Source organism: Paenibacillus liaoningensis (genome assembly GCF_059609455.1).
Map to the genome: position 1 here is coordinate 72,836 of NZ_JCAALU010000019.1, position 16,411 is coordinate 89,246.

Consider the following 16,411-nt stretch of genomic DNA (forward strand, 5'->3'; position numbering starts at 1 on the left):
ACCTCTTTCAAGCGGATTATGTGCGGTTTTCTATCTAGTTGTTGCGCACCTGATTGCCCTTCAGCACGATATCCTCCTCAATGAGCAGCGAGCTTCCCTTGCAGGTCATCTCTACTTTTTCACTGGCGGCGATAACTAGCGTTTTCGACTGGATCGTCACATTTTCCACAGCGGTCACTTTGACATCTTTGCTGCTCATAATCGTAATGCCGTCCGCATCGCTCAATACAATCGATACGCCTTCACCCGTTATCGTAATTTGATCGGGGGCGAGCACGATCATTTTCCCGTTTTTGGTTTTTATCGTTTTGATTTCCGGATTATCCATGGGATCGCCGCCCCCGGCCGCGCTGCCAGCTGCTCCAACTGAGCCTCCCCCAGCCCCGCCGACTGCAGCGCTTCCTGCCGCCGAACCTGAGCCGCCAGTTGCACCCGCTCCGTCGCCTGCTTCCGGTCCGGGCTTCGGCACTGAGCTCATAGCTAGTGCATCCTTCTCCTTATGGGTCGGAAAATAAATTCGAATATCGTCGCCTTGCTCCGGCATACAGTAAAAACCAGCATTATCCGCCGACGCGTAAATCGTGGAATAAGGAAACCAGCAAGCTGCTCCTTCATCCTGCTCCGAATCCATATTCAGATGAACCTTCAGCTGATCGCGGCTCACCGCAAGAACCGTTCCTTGAATGGAAGCCCCAACAATGTCGGTGTTGTACTGCTTGGGCAGCGACAAACCGCCTTTCGGAGCGAGGGTGTACCGCCTCAGCAGCACCGATTTTTCGAGGATAAGCACGACCTTGCTTACAACCAATTTTCTATTTTGGAACGCCACCTCATGCCCGATATCCAGTACCTGCTCGGACTGCGCCTCATAAAAAACAAAATCATGCTCCGTTACGTTCGGAATACGGCTGCGCATCGCTTGATGGTACAAATCCATTCGCTTATGCACGCGGTAATTATAAACGGACAATTCCCCTCTGCTGCCCAGCTCCGGTACTCCGATATAGCACAAAGCCCGCTCATCCATTGCAACGGGTACGAGGCCCGTGTGAAAATGGGACGCCAGCCGCTTGAGCAGCTGCCAATCCGTCTCCCGATACTGAAGCACCATATGGCCAATCGCCGCTCCGTCAGATGCAAAATCAACAACCTGCGCTCTGGCGTAATCGCCGGTCATTTGCTTGGCTAGCTGTTCATACAACAGCCCTTTGTTCTGGAATGACCTATCCTTCGGTGCCGCATCCCATAAATACGTGTGCGATACAGCCTCCGCCCGAATCGTATATACGCCATTCGCCTGCAAAATCTGCACACTCAGAACCATGCCATGAAATAGCGTCACTTGATTTCCCTGCTCATCGACATCTGTGACCTTAATCGAGGTTTGCGCATCGGCCATATGCACGTAGCTGTCCCTGCTGCTTTCAGGTACGATTCCTGAAAAAGTCAATCGCACATGCTCATTGATGGCTTTCACAATCTTCAACTCATGCAGCCGTTCCACCGCAAAAGGTGTAATTTTAATATGCGAGTTTACAGCCTCTCCTTCATTCATCTCCTAATCCTCCTTCCCTATCTGGCACGCAAACCCGAAGAGAGGCCATAATGCCATGGGCAATGGGACGCCAAAGCTTCATATGCTTCTCCGTGCAATTCACGCTGAAAAATAGTCCCTTCTCTTCATAAGCGATAAAGAAAGTCAGACTATAAATGCTGCTATCCATCGCAGGAGTGATGCACTCGTAAAACCCAATTTGCTTTTGCTCTTCTCCGATGACCTGTTTTTCATGATAAAAGTCCATACACTCTCCGAGCTTAAGCACACCTTGCCCCAGCCAAGAGGCATTCGGCTGCATCCGCCCGAGCATACCCATCAATTCCGTATGCATTTTCTTCATCTCATCGTTGTACATCCGGTTTTCTGTTGGATTCACATTGACATTGATGCATAAACTATCGTCGGTAAAAATAGACTTGGGACGCCGCGCTGCGGGATACTTAATAGCGACATATTCCTCAGGCATAGGAGAAAAGGACACAGGAATGCGCAAGCTTATTTTCCCATCCAACAACATCGTTTCCGTAAAATGCAGCTCTTCTGCTCCTAAAACAAGAAGGCCGGATTGTATCCCTGCAACGACATTCGGAGTGGACAGCTGCTCCTCCAGCGCCTGCCTTCGAGCATCCCGTTCCCGCTCTTGCTGCATCTCAAGAAAAGCCTCATCTATAAACTCAGACAAAGTCGCACCCACTTTCTTTGCTTAATAAGAGAAAAATACCCATAAAAGCAATATCCTATCTAGTACTATTGTCGGATATAATTACCATAAAATGAATATAAAACACTAAAAAATTACATGTAATGCTTGTGAAAATAAATGAAAAACTCCCCCTACGAAGTAGGAGGAGCGCGTATTTGGTGGTACGAGGAAACCCTTGTCTCATCTGCCTTGGCGAATGCCTTGAGGCTACAATATAAAGAACGTCATGTCGTGGAATGTTTTTTTCAACAAACTCAAACCATTCCGCGGGATCGCAACACGCTATGATAAGCTTTCCCGAAACTTTTTGAGCTTTGCCTTTCTGGCTTCTGTGATGATTTTGTTGAGGTAGCTCCATGAAGATGAGTTTTCAGACGCGCCCTAGCTGACTAACTGCCTGCCCTTACCCTTTAACCGAACCGAGCATAACGCCCTTGGCAAAATGCTTTTGCAAAAACGGATACACGAGCAAAATCGGAATCGTAGCAAATACGATGACCGCCATCCGAATCGTTTGCGGCTGAATCGCCGTCTCATCGAATCCGGTATCGCCGATCCGGCTTTGCGCCAAAATAACGATTTCCCGCAGCAGCACCTGTACCGGCCATTTATCGCTGTCATTAATATAAATGATGGCGCTGAAAAACTGGTTCCAATGCGATACCGCATAAAACATGCCAAAGGTCGCAATGGCAGGCATCGATAGTGGGATAACAATTCGGAACAGCACGCCGACATCCGTACAGCCGTCGATTCGCGCAGAATCCTCCAGCCCATCGGGAATTTGCTGAAAAAAGTTTTTCAGCACAATCAGATTAAACGCGCTTATGGCATTCGGGATCATCAGCGACCACAGCGTATTCGTCAGCCCCATGCCGCTTACGACAAAATAAGTCGGAATGAGCCCGCCGCTGAACAGCATCGTAAACAGCACCGCCATTAAAATCGGCTGCCGCCCGCGCAGCGTCTGCTTTGCAAGCGGATAGGCCATCAGGCAGGTCAACAGCAGATTGATGGCCGTGCCGAGCGTTGTCACATAAATCGAGACGAGCAGGCTGCGCATCAGCGTATCGGTCGAGAAAATATATTGATAAGCCGACAGCGAGAACGACTTCGGGAAAAGAATAAAGCCCCCTTTTGCCGCCTCCTCTGGACTCGTAAAAGATACAGCCAAAATATAAATGAACGGCAGTACCGTCACCAAAGCAATAATCGTCAGCACGATGAAATTGGCGCCGTCAAACAATTTGTTGCCCAGCGTATTGTCAACGCGAACATAAGACTGATCCTGGCTCATTGTCCTCTCCTCCTGCTCTCATAATGGCGCTAGTAAACCCCTTCCTGCCCAAACTTCTTGGCCATCCAGTTCGCTCCCAGCACCAGAATGAGGCCGATAAAGGATTTGAACAAGCCAACTGCCGCGCTGTAGCTGTACTGGGCCTGCGTCAAGCCTTTCACGTACACATACGTGTCGAATACTTCGCCTACATCGCGGTTCGTCGGAGCAAGCATGAGGAAAATATGCTCGAACCCGGAATCGAGAAACGTGCCGAGCCGCAAAATAAGCAAAATGACGATTGTGCTGCGAATAGCTGGCAGTGTAATATGCCACAACTGTCTTAGCCGATTGGCTCCGTCCATTCGCGCTGCTTCATACAGCTGCACATCAACACCCGACAGCGCTGCGAGAAAAATAATCGTGCCCCAGCCTACTTCCTTCCAGATCGACTGTGACATAATAATCGTTCGGAACCAGCTCGGCTCCAGCAAAAAGGCGATTTTATGCCCGGTTAGCGCAAACAGCATTTCATTGATAATGCCGCCTTCCGTCGTCAGTATAATGTAGAATACCCCTACGACGACGACCCAAGAGACGAAATGGGGAATATAGATCATCGTCTGCACAAACCGCTTGAAGCGCTCGACCCGTACTTCATTCAGCATTAAAGCAAGCACAATCGGCAGCGGAAAGAAGAAGACGATGTTGTAAACTGCCAGCAGCAGCGTATTGCGGAACAGCTGCCAAAACTGCGGCTCCGAGAAAAATCGTTCGAAATGCTTAAGTCCCGCCCAGCTGCTCCCCAGCACGCCCTGAAAGGGCTGATAATCCTGAAACGCGATAATGACGCCGTACATCGGGACGTATTTGAAAATGATGAAAAATAGTACGCCTGGAAGCAGCATCGCATACATCCATTTATCCTTGATCAGCTCCCGCAGCCACTCGCTGCGTCTGCTTACCCGCTCCTTGCCAAGCGTTGATCCGCCTGGCCTGCTACTGCTGCTGCCCGTCGTGCGGATTTGTGCGTTCATGCGCGTCCCTCCCTTGTTAGCCTCCAAGCTCTACGAAGGACGACTCATATTCCTTCACGACGGCATCGCCGCCAGCCTTCGCCCATTTGTCTACTTCCGCCTGAAAGCCTGCATCGTCAATTTGGCCCATAATATATTTCGTTTCCGCATCGCGAATAATGAGATCAAGCTCTACTCCACGTTCATTATACGTTGGCGAATTGAGCGTCAGCGCGGGATTCGGCACCGCATATTGAACGTTATCCCTCGCCATTTTTGTCCCTTTTAGAGCGATTGGCGTATCATCAATTTCCGGTACATTGTAGCCTTCAATGTTAAGCAGTCCGTCACGATATGGCTTGACCTCCCGCTGGAACAAAGCAAAATCTGTAAACTTCGTTTTAGTGCCATCCACAACCTCATAATGCTTGCCTTCAATGCCGCGCATTTGCAGCGTGGACATCGGCTCATCCATCAGCTTGTCGAGGAAGGTCAGCACGCGCTTCAGCTCCGCCTCATCCTTGACTGCCGATTTGGGAATCGCCAAAAATCCAAAGTTGCCCGGCTCGCCCGCGATGCGCGGACCATCTGGCCCAGCAAACGGGGCAATATCCCATTCTGCCGTCGGAATCGTATCCTTCATGGCGACAGAGTAGCTCTGTACATTTTGCGCCGACACATTCAACCGCATGCCGACCCTGCCGTCATACATCGCCTTATCCAGCTCCGTTACATCGTAGACGGCAAAATCCTGATTAATCAGCTTGTCAGCATACAGCTTGCGGAACAGCTGGAGCACATCCATATATGGCTGTGTCTTAAACTCCGGCGTGAATTTGCCATTGTCCTCTCCCCAGCGATTGACGCCGCCAATGCTGACCGCCAGCCTTGTAATGACGGGCTGCGTTCCAGCGTTGTAATTTTTGAACAGCATCGTGCCGTAAGAATCCTGCTTGCCATTGCCGTCTGGATCACTTTCAGAAAACGCTTTCATAACGTTATACCAATCATCCATCGTTGCGGGTAGTGTTAGCCCGGCTTTATCAAACCAATCTTTGCGGTAGACGACGGCTGCCCGGCCAATGTCGCGGTAGTTCGGGATGCCGAACAGCTTTCCGTCAATTTTTATATTGTCATAGTAGCGCTGATCCTGCGCCGCCAAATTCGGATAATCCTTCAAATACGGCCCCAGCTCCCAAAACAAGCCGTTGCGCGCGGCATTCATTACGTTTGGCACATAGTTGACCTTTAAAATTTGCGGCAGCTCATTGGAAGCAATCATGACGTTGATTTTATCATCGAATGCTGCTTGCGGAATCCACTGAATCGCAAGCTCCGTATTCGTATACTTTTCAATCGCCTGCTCCACCTCATTGCCCTTTGCTGGAATATCGCCCACCTGGCGCAACGCAATCGACAGCTTATATGGCTTGCCCACACCTGCATTTTCTCCGGAATTTTCCCCGCTGCTGCTGGCTTTCTCTCCTGTTCCCGCACAGCCCGCGGCGAGCCCCAGCGTCAATACGCCGGAGCAGATGAGGTTCACCCACCGCTTGCTGCTGCTGCTTGCTAAAGGCTGAATCGGCTTGCTTGTCATGAGTCGTCTCCCCTTTTAATTAGGAATGCTTGCCACAGCTTGCCTCTGCTGTTCTCTGCTGCTCTTTACAACCTTTTACTGCTTCGTTTGCGACGTGCGGTCCTGCAGCTGATGGACGGATACCGCTCCCCAGCTTAAATCCGGTACACGGTATTGCTCGATTTTATCTGGGTCCAGCTCCATCCCAAGCCCTGGCTTGTCAGCCCCTGGCACGATCAGGTAACCTTCCTCATAACGAACCGACTTCTTAACCACATCGCCGACATATAGCTCCGGTCCCGTCGGGTCCGATGTATAATTCAGATTGACGAGCGTGCTGCCGAGATGCGCCATGGCGGCTGTGCCGATCGACAGCTCCTGCGTCGTGCCTAGCAGGCAGCCTTTGCCAGCTACTTCCGCGGCTGCTGCCGCTTTCCGGGCAGAGGTCAGGCCGCCAATGAATATCGGCGAAATATTGAAAATATCTACGCTGTCCTGCCGCAGCATCTCATGCTGCTGGCGGAAGCTCCACACATGCTCGCTCACGGGATAATCCGATTTCATGCGAACTTGCCGCAGCCCTTCGAAATCATTTTGCGGAGCCGGGCTCTCGACCATTTCAAAGTCATAAGCAGATAAGCGGCGTATCGCCTTAAGCGATGCCTTCCAGTCCAGCAAATGGCTGAAATCGAGCGATTTAATTTTCACCCGTGAGCCGAACTCGCGCTGCACCCCGTCCAGAAACGCCTCATCCGCATCAAGGTTTTTGCCGACATACAGCCGGAATACGTCAAACCCCTGTGCCAGCCGCTCGCGGACGACAGCGATATTTTCCTCAACCTCCTCCATAAACCGGTGTCGGAAGATCGGAAAGCATACTTTAATTTTGTCCTGAATAGCCCCGCCCATAAATTCTGACACCGACATATTCAGTGCCTTCGCGCACAAATCATGCAGCGCCGCATCAATGCCATTGCGGATAAAATTACCTTTCTCGTAATAAAAGTTGGCTTCGGGAAAATGGCTTTTCAGCTCCATATTGATGCGCGACAGCTGGAAGGGATTTTGTCCGATCAGGATGCCCTTGAGAACTGTCGCCAGGTCATTCAAATCAATCGAATAATAAGGAAGATGGGAAAAATCCGACATTTCGCCGATGCCCGTCAAGCCTTCATCGGTCATTAGCTCCACTATGACATGCTTGCTGACAAAGCCGGTAGAACGCGGCACGCCAACGACGGTTAAGCGCAAATCAGACAGCTTCATGAATCGAAACACTCCCTTTTTTGTTAGGCTGTAGTCCTTCTTGAAGGGCAAGCAATGCCAAGCCTTGCGTAAACGGCGTAATTTCATACGGGATTTGGTTATAGGCTTCGGCATCCGCCTTCACCGGGGTACCTGATGAGCCGCCTGTTACATAACCTTCTTCATCAATGCTTGCCACTACTGCATCAAGCGCCCGCTCCGCCACCTCGCGGTATTGCTCCGAAATAAGGCCTAGCCTGATCCCTTTCAGCAAGCCATAAGCAATGCCCGCGGTAGCAGACGTTTCCGTATACGTGTCCTTCCGGTTCAGCACTGTTCTCCACAGCCCTGAAGCCTCTTGCAGCTCAGCTAGCCTCTTTACTTGCGCATGGAGCGTTTCCAAAATCGCCTCCCGCTCCGCAAACTCGGACGGCAGCAGCTCCAAAATATCAACGATGCCCGCCGTCATCCACGCATTGCCTCGGCCCCAATGAACACCGATCCACTTCCGCTGCTTATCGTTCCAGCCATGATAAAACAGCTTCTCTTCAGGGTCGAACAGCAGCTTGCAATGCAGAGCAAGCTGTCTTCCGGCTTCCAGCCTGAACCGCTCATCATGAAGGAGCGTTCCCCGCTGCGCCATATAAAGCAAGCTCATAAACAGCGTATCGGCCCACACCTGATCTGACCAGTCATTATCCAGCACCGTATGCTCCAGAGCTCCTGAATCGGTGCGCGGTCCGCTATTCAGCAAATAATCGTCAAATGTCTGAAAAAAACTCGCATATTGGCCCTCATCGTCCTGATCCCGCAAATGGAGCATCGTCAGCAGCAGCGAGTTGGAGTTTACGCATACTTTCTCAAAATGCGCTTTGATTCGCCCATCAATCCAGCCTTTCAGCATCAGGTCATAGGGTGCATCTCCCGCTGCCTCTCCTGCCTTCACTACCCCATAGAAGGCAACCCCGATGCTCCAATCCCAGCGCCGCCAGCGAATGCCTCCGGGTTCATCCGAAAAGGTATGGCTAAGCGCCAGCGTCCGCTCAGCGGTTCGACTTAGCAGCAATTGCAGTTCTGATCTGTTTTGCCCCGCCATTCAACTTCCTCCTTTTTGATTAAAATCCATTTAATGCGCTTACACAAGGTGAAACGGCTGTCTCCGTCTTTTGGCGGCGCGGCGCGTTTCATTCCGAGAAATATAGAGAGGAGATGGGAAAATCATATACTCCCTATATTTTATAAAAAGAATTGCCCTTATACGGGCTGCAGCAAGCCCCATTCCCTCAGCATGCCTGCTACCTCTTCACATTCCTTGCTCGTTAATGTGCTGATAGGCGGGCGCACCGCTCTCGTTGCTATCAGCCCCAGCTGGTACATCGCTTCCTTGACTACGCTTACATTATTGCCGTTTCGATGGCTTTCCCGCAGCTGCTCGAATGGAAGCACCTCGCGCCAAATTTCCATCGCCCGCTCATAGTTTCCTGCATTCAGCGCCTCCAGCATCGCAAACGATCTTTGGGTATCCACATTGACCATTCCCGACGTAAAGCCCTTCGCCCCGGCCGCATAAAACGTCGGTGCCCACATTTCAGCCGTTCCGCATATCCACACGATGTCGTCCTCCACAGCTTGTACTGCGCGGCTAAAGGATGGCGGATGATTAATCGCATATTTGATGCCCACGACATTCGGTATGGCAGCAGCCTGTACAATCGCCTCATGCGTAATTTGCTCGCTGCGGATATAAAGCACCATGGGCAGCGAGGTTGCGGCCGCGATTTGCTTGTAATAATCGACTACGCCCTGCGCCAGCAAATAGGGATGAACCGGCTGATGCACCATAATGCCGTCGGCGCCGCATTTTTCCGCATGAAGGGCTAGCTCGGAAGCTGTACTCGCATCATAGCCCACCCCGGCAATGACCAAACTTTCGTGGTTAACGGTGTCTGTCACAAACCGCGTAACCTCCTTAGCCTCCTCCACGCTCAGCGCATAAAACTCGCCTGTGTTACCGCATGGATAAATCGCTTGAATGCCTTGGTCAAGCAAATAGCGAATGTTGCCTTGCAGCGATGTCCAATCAATGCCGAGCTGTCCATCAAATGGTGTCACATTAATCGCATTGATGCCTCTTAGTTTAGCTTTAATGCCTTCATGCATCGTCACAGCATCTCCTTTCTCTTAATCTTCTATTGTTTGCTCCAGCGGTTTGCCTGCGGAATGAAGATCAGCCATCGTTTCATCCCGCCCGCTGCCGAAGCTGCTATTGCTTAGTGCCTGTCCCGTCTACTCCCAGCATGCTAGCTCTTCGCTTTCGCCGCCGCCTTGCTTTCCTTCACAAACTCAATCGTCCGGCGAATATGCCCGATCATCAGCTTCTCGGCTAGATCAGCATCTTTTGCCACAATCCCCTGATAGATGGCATAATGCTCCTGAAAGCCCCGCTCCAGCTCATCCTCATGCGACAGCGCCTTTTTGCGGAAGGAACGGTCAAAGGAATGAATCGCTTCAATCTGTTGAAAAATATAATTATTTTTCGCATACGTTCGGATCAATTTGTGAAAATGCCCATTAAGCGCAATGAGCTGCTCTGTATTTTTCGCTTCGGTATAAATGCGCATTTGCTCCGTTGTTTCCGTTAGCACGCTGGCTTCCTCGTCCGTTATTTTGAGCGCCGCGAGCCTTGCGGCTACACCCTCCAGAGCCGATCGCGCCCAGTTGATTTCCTCAACCGAGTTCATAATGTCGCTGGAGACGAACGTTCCCCGTCTGGCACTTGTCGTAACAAGCCCCTCCTGCTCCAGCCTTCTTAGCGCTTCCTTCAGCGGCGTTGTGCTGATGCCGAACTGCTTCGCCAGCTCCCGTTCCTTCAAATGATGGCCCGCCTTATATTGCTCGGACAAAATCGCTTCCTTCAGCTTCTCGTATATGACGTCGCGAATCGAGCGCGTCTGCAAAGCTATATCTACCTCTTGACCATGTATGCTCATCATTACCGCCCCCTAATTTTGCAGCAGGCCTCGCGCCTGTTTCTCAGGATTTAATAAATACGGTTTTGATAGAGGTGAAAAATTCTATCGCTGCCTGCCCTTGTTCCCGCGAATGAGAGCTGGACTGCTTCATGCCGCCAAACGGCGCTTGCAGCTCCACACCCGCACTCTCCGAATTGATTCGAATAAGGCCCGCATCCATGTCCTGAATAAAGGATAGCATATGAGCGATATTTTGCGTAAATATGGAAGCGCTTAAGCCAAATTCCGTGTCATTTGCAATCGCTAACGCTTCCTCTATCGTATCAAATCGCATAAGCGCCAGCACTGGGCCAAAAATTTCCTCCCGCGCAATCGCCATACCCGCATCTACCTGATCAAAAATCGCCGGCTCAATGTAATAGCCTTCCTGATCAAGCCCTTCCGGCTTCCCGCCGCCATGCAGCAGCACCGCACCTTCCTCTACGCCTTGGCGAATATAGGAAGCAACATTATTATATTGCTGCTCGCTGGCGCAAGGCCCCATCCATGTATCGGGCGCCAGCGCGCTACCGACTTTAAGCTCTTTCGTGCGGGCCAGCAGCTTCGCAACAAAAGGCTCGAAAATATCATTTGCGATAATAACCCGGCTCGTAGCCGTGCATTTCTGACCGGTTGAGCGGAAGCCGCCGTTTACAGCCGCTTCTACCGCTTGATCGAGATCAGCGTCAGCAGCGACGATTAGCGGATTTTTGCCGCCCATCTCCAGCTGATATTTCGCTCCCCGGGCGAGCGCCGCCATGCCAATCCGTTTTCCCGTCTGGTTCGAGCCGGTGAACGTAATTCCTTGGATGAATGGATGCTCAGCCATCGCTTGACCAACGACGGTGCCTTTACCCGTTACGAGATTGACCGTCCCGGCTGGAAAACCCGCTTCTGCCAAGCATTCCATCAGTTTGACAGCGGTTACAGCAGTTTCCGTAGCTGGCTTAAGCACAACCGTATTGCCATAAATAAGGGCAGGAGCCATCTTCCAAAGTGGAATAGCTATTGGAAAGTTCCACGGCGTAATGACGCCAACGACGCCAAGAGGAACACGGGTTGTCAGCATAAGCGCTTCGCTGTCCGTTGACGGAATGACATCGCCTGTCTTGCGCATGCCCTCGCCAGCGTAATACCGCAATATCGCCACGCCTCTTGCCGTCTCGCCCTTCGCCTCTGGCAGCGTCTTGCCCATCTCGCGTGCCATCGTTTCAGCAACTTCATCGAGCCTTCGCTCAAGCGCCGCTGCTGCCTTAAACAAATATTCGCCTCTTGCCGGAGCGGCCAGCTTGCGCCATATGGGCTGGGCTTCTTTCGCGGCCAGCACTGCTGCATTCAAATCATCGGTGCCGGAGCTTTGCACCCAGCCGACAATTTCGCCTTTGGCAGAAGGATTCAAGCTCGCTTCTACTTCGCCCGACGAGGAAGATATCCACTCTCCCCCAATGTAATTGAAAGCGGTATGCGTAGACATAGTTACCAATCGCCTCACCTCTGCAATTTTATATTTGATATCTGATATATCAGATATTATATTGAATCTCTTTAATCGTCAACCCCTTTCACGAAAAAAAACTCCCGCCAGCGAAATGGCAGGAGCTTCTTACGGCTATGCTTGAACAATTGCTATCCTTATTCAAATTCATGAATTCGATAGCCTGCACGCGCGGCGAGCGCTTGAAGCTTGCTAATCTCCTCGGTACGGACCGTAATCAGCACGTAGCTGTCACTATTAATATCCATACAGGCGAGCGTGATGGAATGCGCTTGAAGCAGCTTGAACATTTTCACTAAAAAATCGTAGGTTGGGATCATTTCTTCCACTTCATTCTCCCAATTCCACTCTTCTTCAGGCAGCAGCTGCTTTCTTGCAAGCAAATCTTCAATGACGCTAGCCACCTCATAGCTGTCCTCTTTCCAGTCGATTTCCCTTGCAAGACCTTCCGCTTGCAAGGAATCGACGAGCGCAAACCATGGAAGCTCAGGAATTGGGCAGCTAATTCCACGCTCATCCAGCCGATCAAACCACCGCACAAAATAGTCCTCTTCATGCAGCATAGCCTCAGTCACTTCGTCCACGATCTGCGACTGACCGAAGGCAAGCCGTCTGCTCAGCTCCAGCAGCGCTGAGTTGTGAAGCTGCGGGTCATCCTTTTCAGCCGGAGAGGCTTGCTCCAGCCTTTGCTGCTTCAATCCTTTTTTCCGCGCAAATCCGAATCCGAACCATCCCACGCTGCTCGCCCTCCCTATTACAAACGGATTATACGTCTAAAACGCAAATTGCCGACAATATCCTCGAAGTCTAGCTCAAACGCATTCGGATCGCGATAATAGACCGCTGCCGCTGGCAAATAACCGACAACCGGGCCTGTTCCGCCGCATACCAAGCTGCCCCCATCTCCGCCCTTTGGGAAAAACTCCGCATCCTTCAGCGTCATTTCATATTGATAAGGATCACCTGAGAAGCAAATGCCGAAAGCATTCGGCAGCTCCAAATCGTAAGGCCTGCTCTCGCCTTCGGCGAGCTCCTCAAAATGCCTGAGCTTCATCCCATAGTCAAAGCTGTCGCCCCATGGATACAACGTCCGGCAGCCGCCGCCGTAAAGATATTCCCACTCATCCTCCGTAGGCAGGCTAAAGCCGGATTGCTCGATTTGCTCAGCGACGCTATCCGCGTCCAACTCATCGTTAAACAAATAAGCGATAATTTCCTCTCCATCGCGTACGAAGCGGAAATTTTGGTGACGCTCATATTCTGAATAGGTGCTCAGCTTGAATTTTTTCAATTCCTCCTGAAAATCTTCATCCTCCGCCAAATCCTCGTCATCAAGCTCTACCTCGTACCAGCCTAGCGAATGCGTCTCGCATTCGACGAGCAAAGCGCCAATCTGCTCCTCGCGGACCGGCGACATTTGATCACGAATAAAGGTGTCCCGATCCTCAACACCAAACTCGTCCAGCGTCGCTTGAAAATCTTCAGCTGTTGCAGCATCCAAGCCTTGCTCCCAGCGCTCCCAGCCCAGTGTTGCTTTATCTCCTGGCACATAAACGAACTTATAGCCCGCATAATCATATACACCCGTTTCCGCCTTGCTGCCATAACGTTCGAACGTTTCCAATCCTTTATATTCAAAGCCTTCCGGAAGCTTTTCCAGCAGCATTTTCAAGACGATTTCCTTCTCCTGGCTCGGCAGTCCGTTCCAGACGGATCGATTTAATGTTTCCATTGTGCGCCCACCTTTTCCATTAAGTTAACGATTTACAATTATGAGCTCCCAAAAAAGCGGTTATTTGTTGCAAAAGCCGCTCCTGCCCCTCCTCATAGAAAACGGCAACCTCCAGCCTGTAAGCATAATTAAACCGAATATATCCGCCCAAACGCTGCAAAAACAAAGTGCACGTATAGGCATTTTCAATTTGAAAATCCGGCTGGAAGCTTTCCTTGCACTCACGTGCCAGCTCCGGCAGCTCATATCCGGCCTTATCCGGGGCAAAATGAAAAAATTGGTGCTTACGCGTTTGTGTCCATGGCTCAAAATAAGGCGGAGCCGCCGCTTCCTGAGCAAGCTTTTCGCTATAAATCTGATCCAGAAGCTCCGTATAGTCGGCATGCTCATTCGCAACCTCAGCATACAGCTCAATGATTTCCGAATGCCGCGGCAGCCAGAGAATGCCCTTTACATCGGAATGCACCGCGAGAAAATCGCCATCAATGGTCGTGCCAATCGACACGCATTCGGCAATTTGCTGCTGCGTAATCGCGGAAGCATCATTATGCTCCCAAAACTCCTCCTCGGCAAACGGCTCCAGCACGCCGGGATCGGGTACTTCAATATTAAACCAGCCGCGATAAGTGCCGGGCCCGTTAAGTGTCAAAAAGCGGACATAGGCTTCAGGCAGCTTCAACTGCCGCTCCTGTTCCAATTGATGCAGCTTCGCTGCCGATATAGGTGAACCATTAGGCGATACGATATACATGGGCAGGCCTCCTTTTATAAAAAACGCTTCATATAGCTCATTGCTCATTAATCATAGCTCATTTGCTCCCGCTCCTGCATGCGCTGCTCGCGTTGTATTAATAGGCGGCTTGCAGCAGCTGCTCCATAAGCGGCTGGCGCGTATCCTTCGTTTTGCGAGCTGCTGCTTTCAGCTTGTCGGTCCCGCCCCAGATCAAATAAATGAGATGCTCCACTTCATAATTTTGCAGCCCCGCCGCTTGCTCCAGCAGCAGCTCCAAATTGCCTTCTTCTTCAAAGGCCGGCTTGATTTTGAGCTTGAGCTCCTCCGTGCTATGCAGCATGCAAACAACGAGCGTTGCGATAGAATCGGCATTAACACCATAGCGGGCCGCGAACTCGGCGGTAAATTTATTTTGCACGGATTGATGCTCTACATCAACTAGCTTCATATACTGCTCGACTAGCGAAAAATACCGAGGATCGGCTAGGCCCAAGCCGAAAACAGCATAGCTACCCGGCATGCAGCTTTTCTCATCCTCCGCATCGCCATACCATTCGAACTCCTCCATTGCCTCGCGCGCATATTGCTCCAGCTGCGAATGCAGCTCATCAAAGGCGAGTGCATTTGCAAAGAAACGGTGCGTATCCGATTTGGCCAGCCCTTTCAGCGGCAAATAGTGCTTCTCGCTCGACTTAAGCTTGATCTTATAGCTTTTGGGGAAGCCCTGCTGCAGCAATCGAAGGATGAACGACACCGCTCGTCCGTAGCTCTGCTGCTCCTCCTGCTTGATGACGATCGTAATCGTTGAAAATACATCATTAGCTTTACAATGTACAAACGCATCACTATAATCGCTATCTTCCTTCGGATAGGCGCCGCTGCCTTCTTCAAGCAGCTGTGTTGCTTTGTCGCTTCCTAGTTGCCGAGCACAATCGATAAAGCTGAGCCCTCTTGACTTGCTATAGCTTGGCTCGAAGCGGAGAATAGCGACAGCCGCATAAAGCAGCAGCGTGATCAGCCCAGGCTGTACAGACTCGGCAGCAGCCTCTGGCTTCAATTTATAATGCTTCCGCCCATCCTCGCCCTCCTCTATGGCGAAATACGTAGGCAGCAGTTGGTTTTCCACCCAGGCTTTCAGCATCATAATGATGTAGCTGCGATGTTCTTGGAGCGCTTCTTTACGGGATTTATTGAGCTCTAAAATTTTCTCGAATTTGGCAATGATCCATTCGCCGTCCAGCTGCGGGAAAAGCTGCTCACTCAGCAGGTGCCGCACCAGAAAAAACGTATCCAGCGGCTTCGTCGGAAATTTGCCGGCATCCAGCTTTTGCGCCACATAAGTTTGAATATTTCCCAGCAGCTCCTGCTTTTTCGCCTCATTCACGTATTCTACGAGCGTGAGCTCGAAGACGCTTTCCACAGCCCGGAACTTCCCGCAAAAAGTAAAGCGGTAATCCGTAACAGGTGAAGCCGCCAGCAATTCCAAACGTTCCCCGATTGCTTCCGCCAGTTGAGGCTTAATGAGCGTCTGGATCTGCTCTATCGTAAACAGCGCATGCGGATCAGGCTGCTCATCCTTTTCATCCGGCCAACCAAATCCCAGATCGTGATCTACAATTTGTATAGGCTCCGCCGTACAGTCTATTAACGCGTAATCAGAGACGCCTACTTGCAGCTTCGTACGTTTAACAGTATCCGCTGCATCCTGCTTCTCCAATTGGTCGAACCATTGGTGAATCTCTCGTTTCATCTCATCTATTGCCGCTCGTTGTGCTGCTTCCATCCAACTGTTCACCTTCCACTTTCCATATTTAAAGTTAAAGCAATAACCGTTATGTATCCCATCCATTAAATACCCGATTTCATTAAACCTGAACAGCCCGCTTTTAAAAAAATGAAAGGGCACCCGCTGCGGGTACCCGGCTTTTAAGCACAGCTATGATCATCTTCAGGGGCATGCTTCCAGCGTCAACTGCAAACGAAGCTTGTCCTCTTATTTTATCTGCGGCAGATGCCGGGAACAATAAGTCTTATGGACGGTTTTCCCCTAATTGCTGGTAAAGAAG

Annotated in this window: 14 protein-coding genes; all 14 read right to left on the reverse strand. The window is 50.9% G+C overall.

The window, feature by feature from the left end; genetic code table 11:
* Positions 1-34: 34 nt before the first annotated feature.
* Positions 35-1,555, reverse strand: coding sequence for a hypothetical protein (locus AC6B99_RS26785; RefSeq protein WP_496664659.1), 1,521 nt, complete (start codon positions 1,553-1,555; stop codon positions 35-37).
* Positions 1,548-2,240 (reverse strand): hypothetical protein, encoded by a 693-nt coding sequence (locus tag AC6B99_RS26790; protein WP_496664660.1) that lies wholly within the window; start codon positions 2,238-2,240, stop codon positions 1,548-1,550. Before AC6B99_RS26790 ends, AC6B99_RS26785 begins: the two co-directional genes overlap by 8 nt.
* Positions 2,241-2,664: 424 nt before the next feature.
* Entirely contained in the window at positions 2,665-3,558 is an 894-nt protein-coding gene (locus AC6B99_RS26795; RefSeq protein WP_056028386.1) for a carbohydrate ABC transporter permease, read from the reverse strand.
* A 29-nt stretch (positions 3,559-3,587) separates the two neighbouring features.
* Positions 3,588-4,574 carry an ABC transporter permease gene (locus AC6B99_RS26800; RefSeq protein WP_056028389.1) on the reverse strand — a complete coding sequence of 329 codons (987 nt, stop codon included), beginning with the start codon at positions 4,572-4,574 and terminating at the stop codon, positions 3,588-3,590.
* 16 nt (positions 4,575-4,590) lie between these two features.
* Positions 4,591-6,150 (reverse strand): extracellular solute-binding protein, encoded by a 1,560-nt coding sequence (locus AC6B99_RS26805; protein WP_056028392.1) that lies wholly within the window; start codon positions 6,148-6,150, stop codon positions 4,591-4,593.
* 75 nt (positions 6,151-6,225) lie between these two features.
* Positions 6,226-7,395: an enolase C-terminal domain-like protein gene (locus tag AC6B99_RS26810; protein WP_494864516.1), complete on the reverse strand. Its 1,170-nt coding sequence runs from the start codon at positions 7,393-7,395 to the stop codon at positions 6,226-6,228.
* The gene (locus tag AC6B99_RS26815; protein WP_496664661.1) at positions 7,382-8,470 is read right to left on the reverse strand and encodes a glycoside hydrolase family 88/105 protein; all 1,089 of its coding nucleotides are present in this window, start codon (positions 8,468-8,470) and stop codon (positions 7,382-7,384) included. The genes AC6B99_RS26810 and AC6B99_RS26815 overlap by 14 nt, the downstream gene beginning before the upstream one ends.
* 158 nt (positions 8,471-8,628) lie before the next feature.
* Positions 8,629-9,534, reverse strand: a complete 906-nt coding sequence (locus tag AC6B99_RS26820) for a dihydrodipicolinate synthase family protein (RefSeq protein ID WP_056028401.1) — start codon at positions 9,532-9,534, stop codon at positions 8,629-8,631.
* Between the two features lie 140 nt (positions 9,535-9,674).
* Positions 9,675-10,367, reverse strand: coding sequence for a GntR family transcriptional regulator (locus tag AC6B99_RS26825; protein ID WP_496664662.1), 693 nt, complete (start codon positions 10,365-10,367; stop codon positions 9,675-9,677).
* A gap of 40 nt (positions 10,368-10,407) precedes the next feature.
* On the reverse strand, positions 10,408-11,859 hold the full coding sequence (gene gucD / locus AC6B99_RS26830; protein ID WP_496664663.1) for an alpha-ketoglutaric semialdehyde dehydrogenase GucD: 1,452 nt from the start codon (positions 11,857-11,859) through the stop codon (positions 10,408-10,410).
* A gap of 158 nt (positions 11,860-12,017) precedes the next feature.
* Positions 12,018-12,617, reverse strand: coding sequence for a DUF6630 family protein (locus tag AC6B99_RS26835; protein ID WP_496664664.1), 600 nt, complete (start codon positions 12,615-12,617; stop codon positions 12,018-12,020).
* 17 nt (positions 12,618-12,634) lie between these two features.
* Positions 12,635-13,612, reverse strand: coding sequence for a hypothetical protein (locus AC6B99_RS26840; protein ID WP_496664665.1), 978 nt, complete (start codon positions 13,610-13,612; stop codon positions 12,635-12,637).
* A gap of 19 nt (positions 13,613-13,631) precedes the next feature.
* Positions 13,632-14,363 carry an SMI1/KNR4 family protein gene (locus tag AC6B99_RS26845; protein WP_496664666.1) on the reverse strand — a complete coding sequence of 244 codons (732 nt, stop codon included), beginning with the start codon at positions 14,361-14,363 and terminating at the stop codon, positions 13,632-13,634.
* Between the two features lie 97 nt (positions 14,364-14,460).
* On the reverse strand, positions 14,461-16,128 hold the full coding sequence (locus AC6B99_RS26850) for a DUF6138 family protein (protein ID WP_496664667.1): 1,668 nt from the start codon (positions 16,126-16,128) through the stop codon (positions 14,461-14,463).
* Positions 16,129-16,411: the final 283 nt, after the last annotated feature.

Excerpts from the sequence above, each read along its gene's own strand:
- AC6B99_RS26785 (WP_496664659.1), bottom strand. The coding sequence starts at position 1,555 with ATGAATGAAGGAGAGGCTGTAAACTCGCATATTAAAATTACACCTTTT.
- AC6B99_RS26795 (WP_056028386.1), bottom strand. The coding sequence starts at position 3,558 with ATGAGCCAGGATCAGTCTTATGTTCGCGTTGACAATACGCTGGGCAAC.
- AC6B99_RS26800 (WP_056028389.1), bottom strand. The coding sequence starts at position 4,574 with ATGAACGCACAAATCCGCACGACGGGCAGCAGCAGTAGCAGGCCAGGC.
- AC6B99_RS26805 (WP_056028392.1), bottom strand. The coding sequence starts at position 6,150 with ATGACAAGCAAGCCGATTCAGCCTTTAGCAAGCAGCAGCAGCAAGCGG.
- AC6B99_RS26810 (WP_494864516.1), bottom strand. The coding sequence starts at position 7,395 with ATGAAGCTGTCTGATTTGCGCTTAACCGTCGTTGGCGTGCCGCGTTCT.
- AC6B99_RS26815 (WP_496664661.1), bottom strand. The coding sequence starts at position 8,470 with ATGGCGGGGCAAAACAGATCAGAACTGCAATTGCTGCTAAGTCGAACC.
- AC6B99_RS26820 (WP_056028401.1), bottom strand. The coding sequence starts at position 9,534 with ATGCATGAAGGCATTAAAGCTAAACTAAGAGGCATCAATGCGATTAAT.
- AC6B99_RS26825 (WP_496664662.1), bottom strand. The coding sequence starts at position 10,367 with ATGATGAGCATACATGGTCAAGAGGTAGATATAGCTTTGCAGACGCGC.
- gucD (WP_496664663.1), bottom strand. The coding sequence starts at position 11,859 with ATGTCTACGCATACCGCTTTCAATTACATTGGGGGAGAGTGGATATCT.
- AC6B99_RS26840 (WP_496664665.1), bottom strand. The coding sequence starts at position 13,612 with ATGGAAACATTAAATCGATCCGTCTGGAACGGACTGCCGAGCCAGGAG.
- AC6B99_RS26845 (WP_496664666.1), bottom strand. The coding sequence starts at position 14,363 with ATGTATATCGTATCGCCTAATGGTTCACCTATATCGGCAGCGAAGCTG.
- AC6B99_RS26850 (WP_496664667.1), bottom strand. The coding sequence starts at position 16,128 with ATGGAAGCAGCACAACGAGCGGCAATAGATGAGATGAAACGAGAGATT.